This is a genomic window from Kineococcus rubinsiae, from assembly GCF_011839805.1.
Taxonomy (GTDB): Bacteria; Actinomycetota; Actinomycetes; order Actinomycetales; family Kineococcaceae; genus Kineococcus; species Kineococcus rubinsiae.
This window is the reverse complement of sequence record NZ_VWPY01000001.1, coordinates 231,091-251,499: the sequence shown is the minus strand read 5'-3', so window position 1 is coordinate 251,499 and position 20,409 is coordinate 231,091. Positions and strand designations below refer to the sequence as shown.

Annotated in this window: 17 protein-coding genes and 1 riboswitch; of the genes, 12 read left to right on the top strand and 5 right to left on the bottom strand. The window is 75.8% G+C overall.

All coding sequences use genetic code 11. The features are described 5' to 3' along the window. Window positions 1-26: 26 nt before the first annotated feature. Window positions 27-127, top strand: a riboswitch (TPP riboswitch). From thiM to F1544_RS01170, 4 genes are all read left to right on the top strand, one after another. After that, the gene (gene thiM / locus F1544_RS01185; protein ID WP_167581075.1) at window positions 120-950 is read left to right on the top strand and encodes a hydroxyethylthiazole kinase; all 831 of its coding nucleotides are present in this window, start codon (window positions 120-122) and stop codon (window positions 948-950) included. Its footprint overlaps the riboswitch before it by 8 nt. After that, window positions 950-1,591, top strand: coding sequence for a thiamine phosphate synthase (thiE, locus tag F1544_RS01180; RefSeq protein ID WP_208971040.1), 642 nt, complete (start codon window positions 950-952; stop codon window positions 1,589-1,591). Before thiM ends, thiE begins: the two co-directional genes overlap by 1 nt. Next, window positions 1,588-2,424 carry a bifunctional hydroxymethylpyrimidine kinase/phosphomethylpyrimidine kinase gene (thiD, locus tag F1544_RS01175; RefSeq protein ID WP_308469815.1) on the top strand — a complete coding sequence of 279 codons (837 nt, stop codon included), beginning with the start codon at window positions 1,588-1,590 and terminating at the stop codon, window positions 2,422-2,424. Before thiE ends, thiD begins: the two co-directional genes overlap by 4 nt. Further along, window positions 2,421-3,089 carry a TenA family protein gene (locus F1544_RS01170; RefSeq protein ID WP_167581073.1) on the top strand — a complete coding sequence of 223 codons (669 nt, stop codon included), beginning with the start codon at window positions 2,421-2,423 and terminating at the stop codon, window positions 3,087-3,089. Before thiD ends, F1544_RS01170 begins: the two co-directional genes overlap by 4 nt. Before the next feature lie 28 nt (window positions 3,090-3,117). On the opposite strand, the gene F1544_RS01165 is transcribed toward F1544_RS01170, so the two are convergent. Beyond that, entirely contained in the window at window positions 3,118-5,001 is a 1,884-nt protein-coding gene (locus F1544_RS01165; RefSeq protein ID WP_308469814.1) for a cation:proton antiporter domain-containing protein, read from the bottom strand. Between the two features lie 172 nt (window positions 5,002-5,173). Between F1544_RS01165 and F1544_RS01160 the strand changes: the two genes are divergently transcribed. From F1544_RS01160 to F1544_RS01145, 4 genes are all read left to right on the top strand, one after another. After that, complete coding sequence (locus tag F1544_RS01160; RefSeq protein ID WP_167581071.1) at window positions 5,174-6,394, top strand: acetate kinase; 1,221 nt, start codon at window positions 5,174-5,176, stop codon at window positions 6,392-6,394. A 51-nt stretch (window positions 6,395-6,445) separates the two neighbouring features. Further along, complete coding sequence (gene pta / locus F1544_RS01155) at window positions 6,446-8,548, top strand: phosphate acetyltransferase (protein WP_167581070.1); 2,103 nt, start codon at window positions 6,446-6,448, stop codon at window positions 8,546-8,548. 217 nt (window positions 8,549-8,765) lie between these two features. Then, window positions 8,766-10,433, top strand: a complete 1,668-nt coding sequence (locus F1544_RS01150; RefSeq protein WP_167581068.1) for a DEAD/DEAH box helicase — start codon at window positions 8,766-8,768, stop codon at window positions 10,431-10,433. Between the two features lie 124 nt (window positions 10,434-10,557). Further along, the gene (locus tag F1544_RS01145) at window positions 10,558-10,995 is read left to right on the top strand and encodes an OsmC family protein (RefSeq protein ID WP_167581066.1); all 438 of its coding nucleotides are present in this window, start codon (window positions 10,558-10,560) and stop codon (window positions 10,993-10,995) included. A gap of 55 nt (window positions 10,996-11,050) precedes the next feature. Here the strand turns inward: F1544_RS01145 and F1544_RS01140 are convergent, their stop codons facing one another. Next, on the bottom strand, window positions 11,051-12,457 hold the full coding sequence (locus tag F1544_RS01140) for a serine hydrolase domain-containing protein (RefSeq protein ID WP_167581064.1): 1,407 nt from the start codon (window positions 12,455-12,457) through the stop codon (window positions 11,051-11,053). A 58-nt stretch (window positions 12,458-12,515) separates the two neighbouring features. On the opposite strand from F1544_RS01140, the gene F1544_RS01135 reads away from it, so the two are divergent. Next, a complete protein-coding gene (locus tag F1544_RS01135) occupies window positions 12,516-13,286 on the top strand; it encodes an SDR family oxidoreductase (protein ID WP_208971039.1) in 771 nt (256 codons plus the stop codon). A gap of 11 nt (window positions 13,287-13,297) precedes the next feature. Then, window positions 13,298-14,347: a zinc-binding dehydrogenase gene (locus tag F1544_RS01130; RefSeq protein ID WP_167581062.1), complete on the top strand. Its 1,050-nt coding sequence runs from the start codon at window positions 13,298-13,300 to the stop codon at window positions 14,345-14,347. Between the two features lie 40 nt (window positions 14,348-14,387). On the opposite strand, the gene F1544_RS01125 is transcribed toward F1544_RS01130, so the two are convergent. The 3 genes from F1544_RS01125 to F1544_RS01115 form a co-directional block, all read right to left on the bottom strand. Next, a complete protein-coding gene (locus tag F1544_RS01125; RefSeq protein WP_308469813.1) occupies window positions 14,388-15,479 on the bottom strand; it encodes a PLP-dependent cysteine synthase family protein in 1,092 nt (363 codons plus the stop codon). A 101-nt stretch (window positions 15,480-15,580) separates the two neighbouring features. After that, complete coding sequence (locus F1544_RS01120) at window positions 15,581-17,236, bottom strand: catalase (RefSeq protein ID WP_167581060.1); 1,656 nt, start codon at window positions 17,234-17,236, stop codon at window positions 15,581-15,583. Window positions 17,237-17,348: 112 nt separating this feature from the next. Next, on the bottom strand, window positions 17,349-18,197 hold the full coding sequence (locus tag F1544_RS01115; RefSeq protein ID WP_167581058.1) for an SDR family oxidoreductase: 849 nt from the start codon (window positions 18,195-18,197) through the stop codon (window positions 17,349-17,351). 144 nt (window positions 18,198-18,341) lie between these two features. Here F1544_RS01115 and F1544_RS01110 point away from each other — a divergent pair, with 144 nt between their 5' ends. Further along, window positions 18,342-20,123, top strand: a complete 1,782-nt coding sequence (locus tag F1544_RS01110) for a metallophosphoesterase family protein (RefSeq protein ID WP_167581056.1) — start codon at window positions 18,342-18,344, stop codon at window positions 20,121-20,123. Window positions 20,124-20,185: 62 nt separating this feature from the next. Further along, window positions 20,186-20,395 carry a hypothetical protein gene (locus F1544_RS01105; RefSeq protein ID WP_167581054.1) on the top strand — a complete coding sequence of 70 codons (210 nt, stop codon included), beginning with the start codon at window positions 20,186-20,188 and terminating at the stop codon, window positions 20,393-20,395. Window positions 20,396-20,409 lie beyond the last annotated feature (14 nt).

Below are 20,409 nucleotides of genomic sequence, written 5' to 3'. Positions count from 1 at the left end.
GGAGGGCCGGGGCGGGTGCTACGGTCGGCCGCGACACGGGGTGCTCCGCGCAGATCGCGGGGCTGAGATCACACCCGTCGAACCTGACGCAGGTAGTGCTGACGAAGGGATGTCACGGCATGGCAGCCGTCTCGACTCCGCCACGCCCCTCGGCGGACGCCCTGGCCGCGGCCCGGGAGGCGTTGCGCAGCAACGCCCCTCTGGTGCAGTGCCTCACGAACTCGGTGGTGACCACGATCACCGCGAACGCCCTGCTGGCCGTCGGGGCCGCCCCGGCGATGGTCGACAACGTCCACGAGTCGGCGGCGTTCGCGGCGATCTCCTCCGGGGTGCTCGTCAACGTCGGAACCCTCGACGACGACCGGGCGAAGGCCATGCTGCTCGCGGCCGAGTCCGCGCGCCGGGCCGGAACCCCGTGGGTGCTGGACCCCGTCGCTGTGGGCGGTCTGGAGTTCCGCACCCGGGTGGCCCGGGAACTGCTCGAGCACGCCCCCACCGTCGTGCGCGGCAACGCCTCCGAGGTCCTCGGCCTCGCCGGCGCGGGCGCCGGAGGGCGGGGCGTCGACTCCACGTCCGGCGTCGACGAGGCCCTCGAGGCCGCGCGCGAGCTGAGCCGCCGCACGGGCGGGGCCGTCGCCGTCTCCGGCGAGGTCGACGTCGTCGTCTCGGGTGAGCGGACCACGCGCGTCAGCGGCGGGACCCCGCTGCTGACCCGGACCACGGGAGCCGGCTGCGCGCTCGGTGCCCTGGTGGCGGCCTACGCCGCCGTCAGCGACGACCCGCTGCTCGCGGCCGTCGCGGCCCACCTGCACGTCGCCCTCGCCGGTGAGCGCGCCGCCGCCGTCGCGGCGGGCCCCGGCAGCTTCGCCATCGCCTGGATCGACGCGCTCGACGCCGTCGACGGTGCGGCTCTGGCCGCGGCGGCGGTCACGCCCGGTCGCCTCGCCTGATGCGGGCCACCCTCGACCTCTCCCTGTACCTCGTCACCGACACGGCGCTCTGCGGGCCGCGCGGGGTGCCCGACGTCGTGCGCGCGGCCGTGGCGGGCGGCGTGACCGCCGTGCAGGTCCGGGCCAAGGACGCCTCCGACCGCGAGCGCCTCGCGCTCGTGCGCCGGGTGCAGGACGTCCTGCGGGACACGGGCGTCGCGCTGTTCGTCGACGACGCGGTCGACCTCGCGCTCATCGCGGGCGCCGACGGCGTCCACCTCGGCCAGTCCGACCTGCCCGCGCAGGACGTGCGGCGCCTCGCCGGGCCGGACCTGCTCGTCGGCCTGTCGGTCTCCAGCGTCGAGGAGGTCCACGCGGCCCCGCGCGACGCGGTCGACTACCTCGGCGTCGGGCCCGTGTGGGCCACGCCGACGAAGCCCCTGGCGGCGGCGCCGCTCGGCCCGGCGGGCACCGCGGCCGTCGTCGCGGCGGCGGACGTGCCCTGCGTCGCGATCGGCGGCATCCACGCGGGGACCCTGGAGCAGCTGCGGGGCAGCGGGATCGCGGGGTTCTGCGTCGTGTCGGAGATCTGCGCCGCCGAGGACCCGGAGGCCGCGGCCCGCGCGCTCGTGCGGACGTGGGCCGGGGCACCGGCCGCGTGAGCGACCGAGGGAGGGGCATCCCCGCGCGGGTCGCTCTGAGCATCGCCGGGTCCGACCCCAGCGGCGGCGCCGGCGTCCAGGCCGACCTCAAGACCTTCGCCGCGCTGGGCGCCTACGGCACGGCCGTGCTGACAGCGCTGACCGCGCAGAGCACCCGCGGGGTGGCCGGGGTCGTCGTCGTCGACCCGGGGTTCGTCCGGCAGCAGCTCGACGTGCTGCTCGACGACGTCACGGTGCACGCCACGAAGATCGGGATGCTCGCGGGGGCCGCCACCGCCCGCGCGGTGGCCGAGGTCCTGCGCGCGCGCGACGTCGGGCCCGTGGTCCTGGACCCCGTCATGGTCGCCACCAGCGGCGACCGGCTGCTGGACGCCGACGCCGTCGCGGTGCTGCGCGAGGAGCTGCTGCCCCTGGCCGACGTCGTCACCCCGAACGTGCCGGAGGCGGCCGTCCTGCTGGGGGTGGAGGCCGCCCGCGGCCCCGACGAGTGCGTCGCCCAGGCCGAGGAGCTGCTGCGCCGCAGCGGGACCACCGTCCTGCTCAAGGGGGGCCACCTCGACGGCGACGACAGCGTCGACGTCCTCGCCCGGGCGGGGGGGACGCACCTGGTGACCCGCCCCCGCGTCGCCACGACCGCCACCCACGGCACGGGCTGCACGCTCTCCTCGGCGATGGCCGCCCTGCTCGCCCACGACCCCGGCGCCGACCTGACCGGCGTCGTGGACGCGGCGCGGGACTACCTGCAGACCGCCCTGACCGGCGGGATCGGCCTCGGCGTCGGCCACGGCAGCGGGCCGCTGGACCACTCCGGCCTGAGCCGGGGTGCGCAGTGACGTTCACGGCGGACGCGTGGGCGCGCACGGCGGACCTGCGCGCCGCCGTCGACGCCTCGCCCTTCGTCACGCAGCTGGGGGACGGGACGCTGGCGCCCGCGACGTTCCGGCACTACCTGGAGCAGGACGTCCTCTACCTGGCCGGCTACGCGCGGGCGCTGTCCCTGCTGGCCGCCCGCGCCCCCGACGCCGCGAGCGCCGGGTTCTGGTCGCGCTCGGCGCACGGGGCCGGCCTCGTCGAGACGTCGCTGCACGCCGACCTCCTCGGCTCGGGCGCGCTGCCCGCGGCCACGGGCCCGGCGGGCCCCTCGCCGACGACGCTGGGCTACACGTCCTACCTCGTCGCGACCGCGGCCACGGCCCCCTACGCCGTGGGCGCCGCGGCCGTCCTGCCCTGCTTCTGGGTCTACGCCGACGTCGCCCGCCGCCTCGCGCGCTCCGCGGCCGCCGTGGGACCTGAGCACCCGTTCGCGCGGTGGGTCGCGGCCTACGACGACGAGGCCTTCCACGCCTCGGCCGCGGCGGCGCGCGACCTGGTCGACGCGGCCGCGGAGGCCGGCGGGCCGGTCGACGCCATGCACACGGCCTTCGCGACCGCGACGCGCTACGAGCTGATGTTCTGGGACACCGCCTTCGCCCACGAGGACTGGCCCGCCCCGCTCTGAGGGGTGGGCCGGACTGAGGTGGGCTGCGTCAGCCGAGCATCTCGTCCACCCAGCACCAGCGCCAGGCCTCGCCCGGCTCGGCGCTGACGATGACGGGGTGCGCGGTCTGCGCGTGGTGCCGGCGGGAGTGGCGCAGCGGCGAGGAGTCGCAGCAGGCCGTGTAGCCGCAGGCCAGGCAGGTGCGCAGGTGCACCCACTCGCTGCCCTCGCGGACGCAGTCGGGGCACGAGTCCGGCACCGGGCCGCCCGGGGCGGCCGCCGCGGGGGCGGTGCGCAGGTGCGCGCACGCAGCCTCGCCGGACGTGCGCGGCGCCAGCCCGCGGTCCTCCTCGAGGGCGTCGAGCTCCTCGACGCGGTCGAGCAGCGCCTCCTCGAAGTCGATGGCCGTCATGGCCGACTGCAGGACCTCGGGCTCGGCCGTGCCCGTGTCGCGGGCGCGCACGACGACGTCGCGCTCGGCGGCGAGCATCTGCAGCCGCAGGTCGGAGTAGCGCGCGGACGGCGTCATGCGGTCGCTCAGCGGGCGCCCCAGGCGCTCCCACCCGGCGTGCGAGCGGCTGACCGAGCGGGCCTTCAGCATCTTGACCGTGTGCTCGGGCTCGTCGCCGTCCACCACCTCGGCGAGGCGGCGCAGCCCCGCGGCGGAGGCGGCGTCGCCCAGGGCGGCGGCCTGCAGCGCGTCCTCGGCGGGGTCGGGGGCGGGCATGCCCACGCGCCGCACGACCCACGGCAGCGTCGAGCCCTGCACCAGCAGGGTGCCGACCACGACGGCGAAGGCCGCGAGCAGCAGCACGGGGCGCTGCGGCACGTCCTCCGGCAGCAGCTGCGCGGCGGCCAGGGTCACGACCCCGCGCATCCCCGCCCACGAGACCAGGACGACGACGCCCGGGGGCCAGGCCAGGTGCCGGCCCGAGCGCAGCGGCAGCACCCGCAGCACACCCGCCACGCCCCCGACGAAGAGGAAGCGGCTCGCGATCGTCGCGGCCAGCACCGCCGCGCAGACCGCCACGATGCGGAACCCGCTCAGGTCGCTGTCGGCCGCGTCGGCGACCAGGCGCGGCAGCTGCAGCCCGATGAGCAGGAACACGGCGTTCTCGAGCAGGAATGCGATGGTCCGCCAGTTCGTGGCCTCGGCCAGGCGGGACGCCGCGGTCTGCACGGCGGGGGAGTAGTGCGCCATGGCCAGGCCCGTGACGACGACGGCGAGGACCCCGGACACGTGCACGGCCTCGGCCGGGACGAACGCGAGGTAGGGCGCGACGAAGGACAGGACGGTGTCCAGCACGGGGTTGCGGATGTGCTTGCGCACGGCGATGAGGACGACCGAGACGACCGCGCCCACGAGGACCGCGCCGACCACGGCCAGCACGAACTCCCCGCCGATGGCCAGGGGCGAGGGCGTCGACGTCAGGGCCGCGACGGCCACGCTGAGGGTGATCAGCGCGGTCGCGTCGTTGACGAGGCTCTCCTCCTCCAGCAAGGTCGCGACCCGCCGGGGCAGCCCGAGGCGGCGGCCGAGCGCGGCGGCCGCGACCGCGTCGGGCGGTGCGACGACGGCGCCCAGCGCCATGCAGGCCGCGAGCGCGACCCCCGGCAGCAGCAGCGACGCCGTCCAGCCGACCGCGAGGGTCGTGAACACCACGAGGACCACCGACATGAGGACGGTGGCGAGCTTGTTGCGCCGGAAGTCGAACAGCGACGTGCGCGCGGTCGTCGCGTACAGCAGCGGCGGCAGCAGGCCGTTGAGGACGAGCTCGGGCTCGAGCTCGACGGCGGGCACCAGCGGCAGGAACGACACCACGGCGCCGGCCGTGACGAGCACCAGCGGCGTGGGCCAGCCGAAGCGGTCGCACGCCGCGGCGATGACGCACACGGCGACGGTCAGGGCCACCAGGCCGAGGGCGACCTCCACGCCGCCACCCTAGGGGGCGGCGCGCGAGCGCCGGGGCGAGTCCGGCACGACGGCCCGGCGAGCGGGCCGCGAGACCTGCAGCACGCCGCCGGGTGCGCCCACCGCGCGGCGTGGAAGGCTCGGCGCGGGACGGCGATGGGTCGCCCGGGACGCGGACGGGGCGTGAGCGCTGGTGGCGGACGAGGACGGACGGACGGGCAGCGTGCTGGTCGTCAACTGCGGGAGCTCCTCGGTGAAGCTCGCCGTCGTGGACCCGGCGACCGGGCAGCGGACCCTGTCCTGCCTCGGGGAGCGGCTCGGCAGCGACGAGGCCGTCGCGCACCTGACGACCGCGAGCGGCACGCGCGACACCCCGCTGGGGGCCGGCACCCACCGCGAGGCCCTCGAGCAGCTGCTGGGCGACGTCCTCGCCGAGGACCTCCCGCCGCTGCTCGGGGTCGGGCACCGCGTCGTGCAGGGCGGGTCCCGCTTCCCCGCGTCCGTGCGCGTCGACGACCGGGTCCTCGCCGACGTGGTCGACCTCGCGGCCCTCGCCCCGCTGCACAACCGCGCCAACGCGGCCGGCATCGAGGCGGCGCGCGCGGTGCTGCCCGACCTGACGCACGTCGCGGTGTTCGACACGGCCTTCCACCAGACGATGCCCGAACGCGCCTACCGCTACGCCGTGCCCACCCGCTGGTACGAGGAGTTCGCGGTCCGCCGCTACGGCATGCACGGCACGAGCCACCGCTTCGTCAGCGGCCGCGCCGCCGAGCTGCTCGCGCCGACGGGCCGCGACCCGGGGACGCTGCGCCTCGTCGTCGCCCACCTGGGCAACGGCTGCAGCGCGACCGCCGTCCTCGGCGGCCGCTCGGTCGACACGACCATGGGCCTGACCCCGCTGGAGGGGCTCGTCATGGGCACGCGCTCCGGCGACGTCGACCCGGCCGTGCTGGACCTCGTGTCCTCGCGCACCGGGGAGGACGTCCACGAGCTCGTGCGGCAGCTGAACTCCGACAGCGGCCTGCTCGCCCTGTCCGGGCTCAGCAACGACGTGCGCGCGCTGACGTCCGCCGCCGCGGACGGGCACGCGGGCGCCGCGCTGGCCCTGGAGGTCTTCACCTACCGCGCCGCCAAGCACGTCGCCGGGCTGACCGTCGCGCTCGGCGGCCTCGACGCCCTCGTCCTGACCGGCGGGGTCGGTGAGAACGCCGTGGGCGTGCGCGCCCAGCTGCTCGCCCGCCTGGCGCACCTCGGCCTGCACGAGGACCCGGCGGCCAACGCCGCGCACGGCCGCGGCAGCGACCCCGCGGGCCGGATCACCGTCGCGGGCGACGGGCCGCTCGCGATGGTCGTGCCCACCGACGAGGAGCTCCTCATCGCCCGCGACACCGTCGAGCTCGTCGACGCCTGACCACAGCACGCCCCGCCGCCCCACCCGTCCCGACCGGAGGCCCCCCGCGCCATGGCCCGCACCCTGCTCGTCGTCCCGACCGGCCACGGCGCCGGCCTGACCTCCGCGTGCCTCGGGCTGGTGCGCGCCCTGGACGCCCGGGGCGTCGCCGTCGGCTTCCACAAGCCGCTCGCGCAGCCCACGCGCCCCGGCGACGAGGACCCCGACCGCTCGGCCGCGCTGGTCCGGCTGACGACGGGGCTGCGCCCCACCGAGCCCATCACGGCCGCCCACGTCGTCGAGCGCCTCAGCCGCGGCGACCTCGACGACCTCATGGAGGAGGTCGTCGCGGCGGCCGAGGACGTCCTCGCCTCCCACGACGTCGTCGTCGTCGAGGGCCTCGTGCCCTCCGCCGAGCAGGTCTACTCCGGGCGCGTGAACCAGGCGCTGGCCACCGCGCTGGACGCCGACGTGCTGCTCGTCGGCTCCGCCGGCGCGGAGGCCGACGACGCTGCGGTGGAACGGATCGCGGAGGACATGGCCGTCACGGCGGGCACCTACCGCACGGGTGAGGCGGTGCGCGTCGTCGGCGCCCTCGTCAACCGCTGGCCCGTCGCGCCGGACCCGGAGACGGCGACGAGCCGGATGGCGGCGCTGCGCGGGGCGCTGGACCTGCGGGGCATCGCGCTGGTCGGCGCCGTGCCGTTCCGCGCCGACCTCACGTGGGCGCGCGTGCGCGACCTGGTGCGCGAGCTCGACGTCGAGGTCCTCACCCACGGCGACCAGCAGCGCCGCATCAAGGAGGTCGTCGTCGCCGCGCAGGCCGTGCCGGGGATGCTGCCGCTGCTGCGCGAGGGCCGGCTCATCCTCGTGCCGGGCGACCGCCACGACGTCGTCCTGTCGACCTGCCTCGCCGCGCTGGCCGGCACGCGCCTCGCGGGCCTGCTGCTCACGGCCGGGGTCGCGATGGACCCGCGGGTGGCCGAGCTGACCCAGGCGGCCGCCGCCACGGGCCTGCCGATCCTGCTCTCGCGCCGCAGCACCTACGCCACGGCCACCGCCGTCGGCGCGCTCGACCCCGAGGTGCCCGCCGACGACGCCGAGCGGGCGCTCGCGGTGTCCACCACCGTCGCCGACGCCCTCGACCCGGGGTGGCTCGCCCGGCTGCCCACGCCCTCGCACACGCCGCGCCTGTCGCCCGCCGCGTTCCGCCGCCGCCTGACGACGCTCGCGCAGGAGCGCGTGCAGCGGATCGTCCTGCCCGAGGGGGCCGAGCCGCGGACGCTGCAGGCCGCGGCGATCTGCGCGCAGCGCGGCATCGCGCGCCCCGTCCTGCTCGCCCCGCCCGCCGAGGTGGCCTCCGTCGCCGCGGGGCTCGGGCTCACGCTGCCGCCGGGCGTCGAGGTGCTCGACCCGGCCGACCTCGTCGAGCGCTACGTCGACGTCCTCGTCGAGGCCCGCAAGCACAAGGGCCTGCGCCCGGACGTCGCCCGCGACTCCCTCGCCGACCCCATCCTGCTCGGCACGACGATGCTGCAGGCGGGCGACGTGGACGGCCTCGTCGCGGGTGCCGTGCACACCACCGCGGCCACCGTCCGCCCTGCGCTGCAGGTGGTCCGGACCAAACCCGGGGCCCGGCTCGTGTCCTCGGTGTTCTTCATGTGCCTGCCCGACGACGTCGTCATCTACGGCGACTGCGCCGTGAACCCCGACCCCGACGCGGAGGAGCTCGCCGACATCGCGCTGCAGAGCGCGGCCTCGGCGCGCGCGTTCGGCATCGAACCCCGCGTGGCGATGATCAGCTTCTCCACCGGCTCCTCGGGTTCCGGTTCCTCCGTGGACAAGGTGGCCGAGGCGACGCGCATCGCCCGGTTGCGCGAACCGGACCTCGTCATCGACGGGCCGCTGCAGTACGACGCCGCCGCGGTCGCCTCGGTGGCCGCGAGCAAGGCCCCCGGCTCACCCGTCGCGGGGCGCGCCACGGTGTTCGTGTTCCCCGACCTGAACACGGGCAACACGACCTACAAAGCGGTGCAGCGCAACGCAGGTGTCGTCAGCATCGGCCCGATGCTGCAGGGTCTGGCCAAGCCCGTGAACGACCTCTCGCGCGGGGCCCTGGTCGACGACATCGTCTACACGATCGCCCTCACGGCCATCCAGGCCTCGCGCGGCTGAGGCGCCGCGCGGGCGGGAGACCGTTCGCCGGGGGAAGGATCCGCCGGCGATCGCTGTTAGTCTGGTCAACGACGGTGTCGATGCCGTCATCTCAGCGGGCGAGTCGCCCGCGAGGTCGCTTGAGTCTCTTCCCTCGACTTCCGCGCGTATCTGTTGACGCGCCCACGGCCGGGGGCCGACCGCTGTGCGGCCGCTGACCCCTGTGGAGTCATTGCACATGCCCCAGTACGACCGTTCCACCCGTTCCACCCGGCCGTCCTCCGACGGTGACTACAGCTCGTCCCGCTCCTACCGGTCCGAGGACCGCGGAGACTCGTCCTACCGCTCCAGCGGCCCCCGCTCCGGCGGCTACCGCGACGGCGGCTCCAGCTCCTCCCGCTCCGGTGGCTACGGCTCCTCCTCCGGCTCCAGCAGCTACGGCTCCTCGAGCGGTGGCTACCGCGGCCGCAAGACCAACACCGGCGCCCCCCGCCCGGCCCGCAGCTTCGCGCCCTCGCCGATCGAGCAGGCCCTCGTGGCCGCCGAGCAGATCGAGGTCGCCGAGTCCACGTTCGCCGACCTGGGCCTGCCGGCCGAGATCGTCTCCGCGCTCGAGCGCCGCGGGATGACCGCGCCCTTCGCGATCCAGTCGCGCGTGCTGCCCGACGGCATCGCCGGGCGCGACATCCTCGGCCGCGCCCGCACCGGCTCCGGCAAGACGCTGGGCTTCGGCCTGCCGATGCTGGCCAGCCTCGCGGCGGCCGGCGACGCCCGGATCACCGGCGCCCCCCGCGGCCTCGTCGTCGTCCCGACGCGCGAGCTCGCCATGCAGGTCGCCGACGCGCTGCGCCCCCTGGGCGACGCCGTCAACCTGCGCCTCGCCGTCGTCGTCGGCGGTGTCCCGTACGGCCGCCAGATCGCGGCGCTGCAGCGCGGCATCGACGTCCTCATCGCGACCCCCGGCCGCCTCGTGGACCTCATCGAGCGCCAGGCCGTCTCGCTCGAGGAGGTCCGCGTGACCGTCCTCGACGAGGCCGACCACATGGCCGACCTCGGGTTCCTGCCGCACGTGCGCGGCATCCTCGAGGGCACCCGCGCCGGTGGCCAGCGCATGTTCTTCTCCGCGACGCTCGACCGCGGTGTCGAGGCGCTGGTCCGCGACTTCCTCACCGACCCGGCGTTCCACGCCGTGCCCGAGGACAAGACCGCCGAGCTCAACATGGAGCACCGCGTGTTCTCCCTGCGCCCGCACGACAAGCTCGCGGTGCTGACGGAGATCTCGAAGCGCCCGGCCCGCAGCATCTTCTTCGTGCGCACCAAGCTCGGCGCCCAGCGCCTGGCCGACCAGCTGCGCGAGGCCGGTGCGCCCGCCGAGGCCATCCACGGTGACCTGCGCCAGTCGCAGCGCTCCAAGGCGATCGACGCGTTCTCCGCCGGGGAGACCCGGGTGCTCGTCGCCACCGACGTCGCCGCCCGCGGCATCCACGTCGACGACGTCGACCTGGTCGTCCACGTCGACCCGCCGAACGACCACAAGGACTACCTGCACCGCTCCGGGCGCACCGCCCGCGCGGGCAACAAGGGCACGGTCCTCGCGATCGCCCTGCCGGACCAGGTCCGCCGCTACGGCTGGCTGCACCGCGACGCCGGCGTCACCGCCACGACCGAGACCGTCTCCGCCGGGGACGAGATCGTGCGTGCGGTCGCCGAGTCCGGCGAGCCGGTCGTCATCAAGCCGCGCCGCACCACCGAGCGTCGCGAGGGCCGTGGCCCCCGTGACGGTCGTGGCCCGCGCGGTCCCCGCAGCGGTGGCTTCCGCGGCGGCCCGCGTCGCGAGGGTGGTGCGCCCCGCGAGGGCGGCGCCCCCCGCGCCCCGCGTCCGGAGAGCTCCGCTCCCCGCGACTGACGCCTGACTCACACGAAGGGCCCGGTTCCTCCTCGGAGGAGCCGGGCCCGTCGTGCGTCCGGGCGTTCCGCCATCCGGGGCGGGCGCGTTGGCGGGACCGCGCCGGGCGGGGGAGGATCACGCCATGCCTACCCGCACCGCACGCACCGCCTGGAACGGCACGCTCGAGGCCGGCTCCGGCCAGGTCGAGCTGTCCAGCTCCAAGGTGGGGACCTACGACGTCTCCTTCCCGAAGCGCGCCGCCGACGACGCCGGGGGCACCACGAGCCCCGAGGAGCTCATCGCGGCCGCCCACTCCTCCTGCTTCGCCATGCAGCTGTCCGCCCTCATCGGTGAGGCCGGCGGCACCCCCGACAGCCTCGAGGTGACGGCCGACGTCTCGCTCGGGCCGGACTCCGCCGGTGGCTTCCGCCTCACCGGCATCAAGCTCACCGTCCGCGGCGAGGTCAGCGGCCTCGACGCCGACGGCTTCGCGAAGGCCGCCCAGGCGGCCAAGGAGACGTGCCCCGTCTCCAAGGCGCTCACGGGCGTCGAGATCACGCTGGACGCTTCGCTCGACTGAGCCGTCCCCGACGCCGGCGCACCCCGCGGGGGCGCCGGCGTCGTCGCGTCCGGGCTCAGCCCCGCCCGGGTGCGGCCGGCTCGTCCGTGGCGGCCAGGTACCGCGCGAGGGGGCGCAGCCGGCTCCCGCTGTGCGCGCGCAGCGTCGGGGTGCCGTCGTCGTCGCGGTCCAGGGTCCACGTGGAGCCGTGGTCGCCGAACCCGCTGTCGTCGGTGACCCGCAGCCGCCGCTCGTCGAGCACCTCCAGGCGCGTGACGCCGACCGTCGGGTCCTCGCGCCCGGGGTCCAGCGCGAGCAGCGCCGTCCCGCAGCGCACGACGTCGAGCAGCCCCCACACGGAGGCCCAGCGCCCGCAGAACGCGTCGAGGTCGACCGTCGGAGTCTCCTCCCGCCAGGTCTCGGCGAACAGGTCGACGACCTTCACGACGCCGAGCGCCAGCTCGCTCGCGGGACCGTCGACGCAGTTGGTGAGGACGCTGACGGCGAAGCGGGCGGCCGGGTCGAGCAGGCTCTGGGTGATGTGGCCGGGGAAACCGCCCGAGTGACCCACGAGCGTCCGCGTCCCGACGCGCTGCACGACGAAGCCGAGGCCGTAGTGGCGGTCGCTCCCCTCCACGACCCACCCGGGGTGCTGCGCCAGGCGCAGCGAGTGCTCGTCCAGGAGCCGGTCCGGCGACGCGGGCGAGTGCGCGGAGAACCACGCCGTGAGGTCCTCCGCCGTGCTGCAGAACCCCGTCGCCGCGGCCATGGCGTGCGTGTCCGCGTCCGGCAGCGGCCGCCGCCGGCTCGACGTCAGGAACGACGTGTGGCCGACCGCCGCGGGGTGCGGGGAGCGCGGGTCGAGCTCCGGGGTCGTGCGCGTCAGCTCCAGCGGCCGCAGCAGCGCCTGCGTGACGTGCTCGGCGTAGGACGTCCCCGTCACGGCCTCGACCACCGCGCCCAGCAGCGAGTAGCCGATGTTGGAGTACTTGAACCGCGACGAGCGGGGCAGCAGCGAACCTCCGGCGGTCGCCGCGGCCCGCAGCCCCGCGGTGTCGAGGAACTCCCCGTCCAGGGTCCAGAAGTCGCCGTCGAGGCCGTCGCGCGTGACGCCCGCGGCGTGGGCGAGCAGCTCGCGCAGCGTCGAGCGCCCCAGCTCGTCGTCGGCCTCACCGACCCACGGCACGTGCCGGGCGACGGGGTCGTCCAGGCGCAGGCGGCCCTGCTCCGCGAGCAGCAGCACCGCGGTCGCCGTGAAGGTCTTGGAGTGCGACGCCACCCGGAACACGTGCTGCGGCGTGAGGGGTTCCGCGGTCGAGGCGTCCGCGACGCCGTGGGCGCTGGACAGGACGAGGTCGCCGGCCAGGCGCACGGCGATCTGGACGCCCGGGACCCGTTGCGCCGCTGCGCGCACGGCGATCCAGGAGTCGGCCCAGCGGGTGGCGGCGGCGACGACGTCGTGCGTGAGGGGCGGGCTGGTCACCCCCGCAGGCTAGGGCCGCCGGGCGACGGCGCGGGCGCGCCGGGCCATGATGGCCCGCGTGACGCACCAGCTCTTCGACATCAGCGGCCGCACCGCCCTGGTCACCGGGTCCAGCCGGGGGATCGGGCGGGCGCTCGCGCGGGGACTGCTCGAGGCGGGCTGCACCGTCGTGGTCAACGGGCGCACCGACGCGGCCGTGCAGGCCACGTGCGAGGAGCTCGCCGAGCAGACCGGGGGCCGAGCCGTCGCGGGCGTCTTCGACGTCACCGACTCCGCGGCCGTGGCCGCGGGCGTGGCCCGCATCGAGGACGAGGTCGGCCCCCTGGACGTCCTCGTCAACAACACCGGCATGCAGCAGCGCGCCCCCTTCACCGAGTTCTCCGACGAGGACTGGCGGCGCATCCTCGACACCAACCTCACGAGCGCGTTCTACGTGGCGCGCGAGGTGGGCCGCCGGATGGTGCCGCGCGGGCGCGGGAAGATCGTCAACGTCCTGTCGGTGCAGAGCGAGGTCGCCCGGCCCGGCATCGCGCCGTACTCCGCGACCAAGGGCGGCCTGAAGATGCTCACCAAGGGCATGTGCGCCGACCTCGCCCCCGCGGGCATCCAGGTCAACGGCCTGGGGCCCGGCTACTTCGAGACCGAGCTGACCGCGGCCCTGGTGGCCGACGAGCAGTTCAGCGCCTGGGTGCGCTCCCGCACGCCCGCGGGGCGCTGGGGCACCGTCGACGAACTCGTCGGCGCGCTCGTCTTCCTCTCCTCGCCCGCTTCCGACTTCGTCAACGGCCAGGTGCTGCACGTCGACGGCGGCATGCTCGCCGTCCTCTGACAGGAGATCCCGTGACCACACCCGAACCCGTTCCCGCGCAGGACGTCGCGGTCGTCGTGCACGGCGTGCGCGACCTGCGCGTCGAGCAGCGCCCCGTGCCCGCACCCGCCCCCGACGAGGCGGTCGTGCGCATCGCCTACGGGGGGATCTGCGGCTCCGACCTGCACTACTGGACCCACGGGGCCGCGGGGGAGTCCGTGCTGCGCGCGCCCATGGTGCTCGGCCACGAGGTCGTCGGCACGGTCGTGACCGCCGCCGCGGACGGTTCCGGGCCGCCCGCCGGGACGGAGGTCGCGGTGCACCCCGCCGGGACCACGGACGCCGCCGCCGCGTTCCCGCCCGGGCGTCCGAACCTCTCCCCGGCCGGGACCTACCTGGGCAGCGCGGCCCGGTCCCCGCACACCGAGGGCGCCTTCGCCCGCCACGCCGTGCTGCGCGCGGGGATGCTGCGCCCGCTGCCCGGAGGCCTGTCGCTGCGCACGGCCGCCGTGGCCGAACCCGCCGCCGTGGCCTGGCACGCCGTGCGCCGGGCCGGGGACGTCGCCGGCAAGAAGGTCCTCGTGATCGGCTGCGGCCCCATCGGCCTGCTCGTCGTCGCGGTCCTGCGGCGCGCGGGTGCCGCGGAGATCGTCGTCACCGACGTGCACGAGCACCCCCTGACCGTGGCCCGCGAGCTCGGCGCGACGGACACCGTCGCGGCCGCGGACGCCGACGCCGTGGCGGCCGTCGCCGCGGACGTCGTGTTCGAGTCCTCCGGCTCCCCGCGCGGGCTCGCCTCGGCCGTCCGCGGGGCCGCGCGCGGCGGCACGGTCGTCATGGTCGGGCTCCTGCCCTCGGGGGAGCAGCCCGCGCTGATCTCGCTGGCCATCACCCGCGAGCTGGACCTGCGGGGCAGTTTCCGGTTCACCGACGAGCTGGACGACGTGCTCGCGGCGCTCGCGGACGGCAGCCTGCAGGCCGACGCGGTCGTCACCCACGTCCTCGGCGTGGACGACACCCTGGCGGCGTTCGAGCTGGCGCTGGACGCCACGGCGTCGAGCAAGGTGCTGCTGGAGTTCTGACTGCTGGAGCTCCGAGCCGCGGGCCGCAGCGCCGGCCGGTTCAGCGGGCCGGCGGGCCCAGCGGCGGGTCGCCGAACAGCGGCGTGAGCCGGGTGCGGGCCGCGGCCAGGTCCATCCCGCGGCCCGCGACCCACGCGTCGTCGTAGTAGGTGTCGAGGTAGCGGTCGCCGTCGTCGCAGATGAGCGTGACGACGCTTCCGCGCTGCCCCGCCCGGCGCATGCGGTCCACGAGCTGCAGGGCGGCGACCAGGTTCGTCCCCGTCGACGCGCCCGCGCGGACCCCGAGGACCTCCAGCAGCATCCGCATCGCCGCGACCGACTCCTCGTCGGGGACCTGCACCATCTCGTCGATGACCGACGGCACGAACGACGGCTCCACCCGGGGGCGGCCGATGCCCTCGATCCGGGAGCCGCGCGCCGTCACGGTGCGCGAGCCCGTGCGCCAGCCCTCGGAGAAGGCCGAACCCTCCGGGTCCGCGACCGCGAGCAGCGTGGCGTGGCGCTGGTAGCGGCAGTAGCGGCCGATCGTCGCGCTCGTGCCGCCCGTCCCGGCGCCGACCACGATCCACGTCGGCTCGGGGTGGGGTTCCAGCGCCATCTGCTCGAAGATCGAGCAGGCGATGTTGTTGTTGCCCCGCCAGTCCGTGACCGTCGAGGCCGTCGAGAACTGGTCGAAGTAGTGCCAGCCCGGCTGCGCGCCCAGGCGCTCCGCGGCGGCGTAGACCTCGCCGGGGTCGTCGACGAGGTGCAGGTGGCCGCCGTGGCGGCGGATGAGGTCGAGCTTGGCGGTGGCCGTGGTCGCGGGCACGACGGCCGTGAACTCCAGGCCGACGAGCCGGGCGAAGTAGGCCTCGGAGACGGCGGTGGACCCGCTGGAGGCCTCGACGAGGCGGGTGCCCGGGCGGATGTCGCCGTTGGCCAGGCCGAAGAGGAACAGCGAGCGCGCGAGGCGGTGCTTCAGCGAGCCGGTCGGGTGGGTCGACTCGTCCTTGAGGTACAGGTCGACGCCCCACGCGGCCGGCAGCGGGAAGACCCGCAGGTGGGTGTCGGCGCTGCGGTTGCCGTCCGCCTCGACGACCCGGACCGCGCGGTGCACCCAGGCGCGGTCGGTGACCGACTCCTGCACACCCACCCCCCGCGTCCGGACCCTGCCTGGACACCCACCGTAGCCGGGACGGCGACAGGCGCCGGCCCCCGCGGGGACCGGCGCCTGTCGTGGCCGGGGGTGCTGCCTCAGACCCGGGCGTCGCGCTCGTTCGGCACGGCGTGCGTCATGACGAGGCCCGTCACGTCGCGGGGGCCGTTCTTGCCGAGGTTAGCGGCGCGGGTGAGCTCCTCCTCGGTCAGCGTCTGCGTCTGCAGGGGCTCCAGGTGGCGGACGTCGTCGGCGGTGATGCCGAGGCCCTCGCCGACGCGGCGGCCGTACTCGTCGTCGGCCATGAACATGTGCCAGACCATGCGCTCCTGGATGGGGCGGATGCACTGCGACAGCGCGTCGACGAAGTTCGCGACGAGCTCGTCCTTCTCCCAGTCCTCGGACAGCTGGAAGCGCTCACCGGCCTGCTGGTAGTCGTTGGTGACCGGGATCCGCTTGCGGGTGACGCGGCCGGAGATGACCGGGCCCTGCTCGTCGTGGGAGGGGTAGGTGCCCTCGCGCAGGCCGCCGATGATGGACGGCTCGTAGTTCACCGTCGGGTTCTCGCCCCGGCCGTCCTGCTGGTAGGCCATCTGCCCGTCGCGCTGGTTGGTCGCCACCGGGGTCTTCGGCCGGTTCACGGGCAGCTGCAGGTAGTTCGGGCCGACGCGGTAGCGCTGGGTGTCGGAGTAGGAGAACGTCCGGCCGACGAGCATCTTGTCGTCGGAGAAGTCCAGGCCGTCCACCAGCACACCGGTGCCGAAGGCGATCTGCTCGCTCTCGGTGAAGAAGTCCACCGGCTTGCGGTTGAGGACCATCCTCCCGATCGGCGTGAGCGGGAACAGGTTCTCGGGCCACACCTTGGTGTCGTCCAGCGGGTCGAAGTCGAGCTCGGGGTGGTCCTCGTCGCTCATCGTCTGGACGAGCAGCTCCCACTCGGGGAACTCGCCCGCGTCGATGGCGTCGTACAGGTCGCGCGTGTGCGGGCCGAGGTCCTGCGCCTGCACGGCCGCGGCGTCGGCCGCCGTCCAGCTCTTCACGCCCTGCTTCGGGTGCCAGTGGTACTTGACCAGCAGCGTGTCGCCCTCGGCGTTGACCCACCGGTAGGTGTTCACGCCGAAGCCCTGCTGGGTGCGGTAGCTCGCGGGGATCCCGCGCGGGCTGAACACGAGGGTGAACATGTGCAGCGACTCGGGCGTCTGGCTCGCGAAGTCGAACACGCGGTTGGGGACCTGGCGGTCGAAGGAGACCGGGTCCGGCTTCTGGGAGTGGATGAAGTCCGGGAACTTGATCGCGTCGCGGATGAAGAAGACGCCCAGGTTGTTGCCGACGAGGTCCCAGTTGCCGTCCTCGGTGTACAGCTTGACCGCGAAGCCGCGCGGGTCGCGCAGCGTCTCGGCGGAGTCGCGGCCGCCGGCGACGGTGGAGAAGCGGATGGCCAGGTCGGTGCGCTTGCCCTCCTCCTGGAACAGCTTGGCGCGGGTCTTGCTCGCGATCGGCTCGTCGCCGAAGTTGCCGTACGCCTCGAAGTAGCCGAACGCGGTGGCGCCGCGCGCGTGCACGACCCGCTCGGGGATCCGCTCGCGGTCGAAGTGGCTGATCTTCTCGAGGAACTGGTAGTTCTCCAGCGTCGCGGGACCGCGGGCCCCGACGGTGCGCTGGTTCTGGTTGTCGTAGACCGGGTGGCCCTGGCGCGTGGTCAGGACGGGGCGGTCGTCGGAGGGGGTGGAGCTCTGGCTGGCGACGTCGGTCACGGCACGTCCTCTCGTCGGCTGCGGCGGGGCCGGGGCCCCACCGGTCGAGCAGTGGATCTTGAACAGGTCAAGACTAGCGGGCGCCGGCGGGTGCGGCCCCCGGGGCGCGACCTCACGGGCGACGCCAGTCGTCGGAGGTGAGGTGCGAGCCCGCCATCGGGCCCATCTGCAGCATCCCGCCGTCCACCGCCCACGACTGGCCCGTCACGTAGGAGGCCTCGGGCGAGCAGAGGAAGCCGACGACCGCGGCGATCTCGCGCGCGTCCCCGGGGCGCCGCAGCGGCACCCCCGGCCGGCTCTCGGTGTGCGGGTCGACGTCGGTCTGCCCCGTCATGGGCGTCGAGATCTCGCCCGGGGCGACCGCGTTGACGGTGATGCCGTGCTCGGCGAGCTCGATCGCGGCGGTCCGGGTCAGCATCCCCAGCCCGCCCTTGGCCGCGCAGTAGGCGCCCGCGCCCACGCGCGGCTGGTGCTCGTGCACGCTCGTGATGTTGACGATGCGCCCGCCGCGGCCGGCGGCGACCATCGCGCGCCCGGCCTGCTGCAGGCAGCAGAAGGCGCCGTCGAGGTCGGTGGCCAGGACCTCGCGCCAGTGCTCGTAGCTCGTGTCCAGCAGCAGCGTCGACGTCCCCGTGCCCGCCACGTTGACGAGGACCTCCACCCCGCCGAGGGCCTCGGCCAGCCCGGCCACGACCTCGCCGGCCGCGACCGGCTCGCGCAGGTCCAGGTGCCGGACCTCCGCGCGCCGGCCCAGCCCGCGCACCTCCGCAGCCGTCGCCTCGCCCTCCGCCTCGGACTGGAACCAGGTGACGCCCACGTCGTGGCCGCGGCGGGCCAGCTCGACGGCCACCGCGCGGCCGATGCCCGACTCCGAGCCGGTCACGACGGCCGGCCCGGGAGGACCGGAGGGCTCGGCGCTGCGCAGGTCGCGGGGGACGGTTCCGGGGGAGGTCGAGGTCATGCGGGCCTCCTACCCCGTCCGGCGCCGCCCACCCCCCGCGTCCGTTCCACCCCCGCGTCCGGGCCACCCCCTGCGTCCGGGCCGTCCACCGCGCCCCGCCGGGACCGCCCGCCCTCCGCGCCCATGGGGGAGGATGGAGGCCGGATGTCCTCCTCACCGCCACCGGCCCCGCCGCCCCCGTCGCCGCCCCCGGCCACGCCGCCCGGCCGCCCGGCGCGCTCCGCGCGGGTGCCCCGGCCCGCGCGCTGGTGGTCGCCGACGGCCGTCGGCGACCGCGGCCGCGCGCTGGCCGACGGCGTCGGGCACCGGCGCGGGCCCCAGCTCGGGCTCCGGGTCGCCCGCGCGGTGCTGCCGTGGGTCGGCGTCCTGCTCGTGACGACCGCGGGGGCCGGCATCGGCTTCACGCTCGCGCCGGGGACGACCACCTACGTCGGGCCCCTGCAGACCGAGGTCCGGGTCCACCCCAGCCTGCAGCCCGGGGTGCAGGTCGACCTCCCGCCCGTCGGCGAGGTCTCCTTCGACACCCACGCGGCGCCCGTCCTCGTCACGGCCAACATCACCTCCGTCGACCTCGACGCCGCCACCCGCCTCGTGCGCTCGCCGCAGCAGCTGCTCGCGCTGGAGCTCACGGTCACCGACACCATCCGCGCCGCGACGCTGCGCGCCGTCGCCTACAGCGCGGGCAGCGGTCTCGCCGGCGCCCTGCTCGCCGGGGTGGTCGTCTACCGGGCGCGGCGGCGCGCGCTGCAGACCCTCGCGACCTGCCTCGTCGTCGTCCTCGGCACGGGCGGGGCGACGGCCGCGACCTTCGACCCGGCGGCGCTGTCCCAGCCGCGGTTCACGGGCCTGCTCTCGCGCGCGCCCTACGTCGTCTCCAGCGCCCGCAGCGCCGTGGAGCGCCTCGAGAGCTACCGCAGCGGGCTGTCCGACCTCGTCACCAGCGTCAGCACGCTGTACGCGGTCTCGGCCAACCTGCCCGTGCTCGGGGACGCGCAGGCGGGGGCCGGGACGGGGCTGGGGGAGGACGTCACCACGGTCCTGCACATCTCCGACCTGCACCTGAACCCCCTCGGCTTCGACCTCGCGAAGTCCCTGGTCGGCCAGTTCGGGGTGCAGGCCGTCGTCGACACCGGCGACATCACGACGTGGGGCTCCGCCGCGGAGTCGTCCTACCTGGGCCGCATCCCCGGCCTCGGGGTGCCCTACGTCTTCGTGCGCGGCAACCACGACTCCTCCCAGACGCAGGCCGCCGTCGCGGCCGAGGGCGCCACCGTGCTGGACGGCGGCCAGACCGCCGAGGTCGCCGGCCTGCGGTTCGCGGGCACCGGCGACCCGGTGTTCACGCCCGACGGCGAGGGCAGCCAGGCCACCGGCAGCGCCGAGCGCGTGCAGGAGCAGTCCAACCGGCGCCTGGCCGAGGCCGTGGAGGACTGGGACGCCGCGCACCCCGACGACCCGGTCGACGTCGCGCTCGTGCACGACCCGTCCGGGCTGGCGCCGCTGCGCGGCCGCGTCCCGCTCGTGCTCGCGGGGCACCTGCACAAGCGCAGCGTCACCCTCGACGCCTCCGGCACCCGGACGATGGTCGAGGGGAGCACGGGCGGTGCGGGCGTGACGTCCGCGGGCCTCAACCGCCTCGCCGACGGCAAGCCCGTCCCGCTGCAGGCGACGCTGCTGTACTTCGGGACCACGGGCGCCGACGCGGGGCGCCTCGTGGCCTACGACGAGGTCACGGTCGGCGGGCTCGGGCTCGCCTCGGTCAGCCTGGAGCGCACGGTCCTCACCGGCGACGAGCAGCCGGCGCTGGTGGTGCCGCCCACGGCCTCGCCGTCGGCGAGCGGCTCCGCCGGCGGGACGTCGCCCGCGCCGTCGTCACCCGCCCCCTCACCCGCCACCTCACCCGCGCGGCCACCGGCCGCCCCCTGAGCACGACGAGTCCGGCGGACCGCCTGAGGCGGCGGGGCCCGCGGGCGTACCGTGGACGCACCATGACGCACGCCCTCGACCCCGAGACCGTCGACGAGCGCGACCCCCAGCCCGGCCCCGTGGCCCCCGTGCCCGCGGCCCTGGCGGACGACGCCCTCGCCGAGGAGATCGAGCTGTACGCCGAGGTGGTCGTGGCCGCCTCGGAGAGTGAGGGGCCACTGCCCGAGGGTGAGCTGGACCGCGTCCTGGGCGTCGACGAGGGCGGTCGCTGACCCCTCGGCGGGAC

Excerpts from the sequence above, each read along its gene's own strand:
- F1544_RS01105 (WP_167581054.1), top strand. The coding sequence starts at position 20,186 with ATGACGCACGCCCTCGACCCCGAGACCGTCGACGAGCGCGACCCCCAG.
- pta (WP_167581070.1), top strand. The coding sequence starts at position 6,446 with ATGGCCCGCACCCTGCTCGTCGTCCCGACCGGCCACGGCGCCGGCCTG.
- F1544_RS01150 (WP_167581068.1), top strand. The coding sequence starts at position 8,766 with ATGCCCCAGTACGACCGTTCCACCCGTTCCACCCGGCCGTCCTCCGAC.
- F1544_RS01145 (WP_167581066.1), top strand. The coding sequence starts at position 10,558 with ATGCCTACCCGCACCGCACGCACCGCCTGGAACGGCACGCTCGAGGCC.
- thiM (WP_167581075.1), top strand. The coding sequence starts at position 120 with ATGGCAGCCGTCTCGACTCCGCCACGCCCCTCGGCGGACGCCCTGGCC.
- thiE (WP_208971040.1), top strand. The coding sequence starts at position 950 with ATGCGGGCCACCCTCGACCTCTCCCTGTACCTCGTCACCGACACGGCG.
- F1544_RS01110 (WP_167581056.1), top strand. The coding sequence starts at position 18,342 with ATGTCCTCCTCACCGCCACCGGCCCCGCCGCCCCCGTCGCCGCCCCCG.
- F1544_RS01115 (WP_167581058.1), bottom strand. The coding sequence starts at position 18,197 with ATGACCTCGACCTCCCCCGGAACCGTCCCCCGCGACCTGCGCAGCGCC.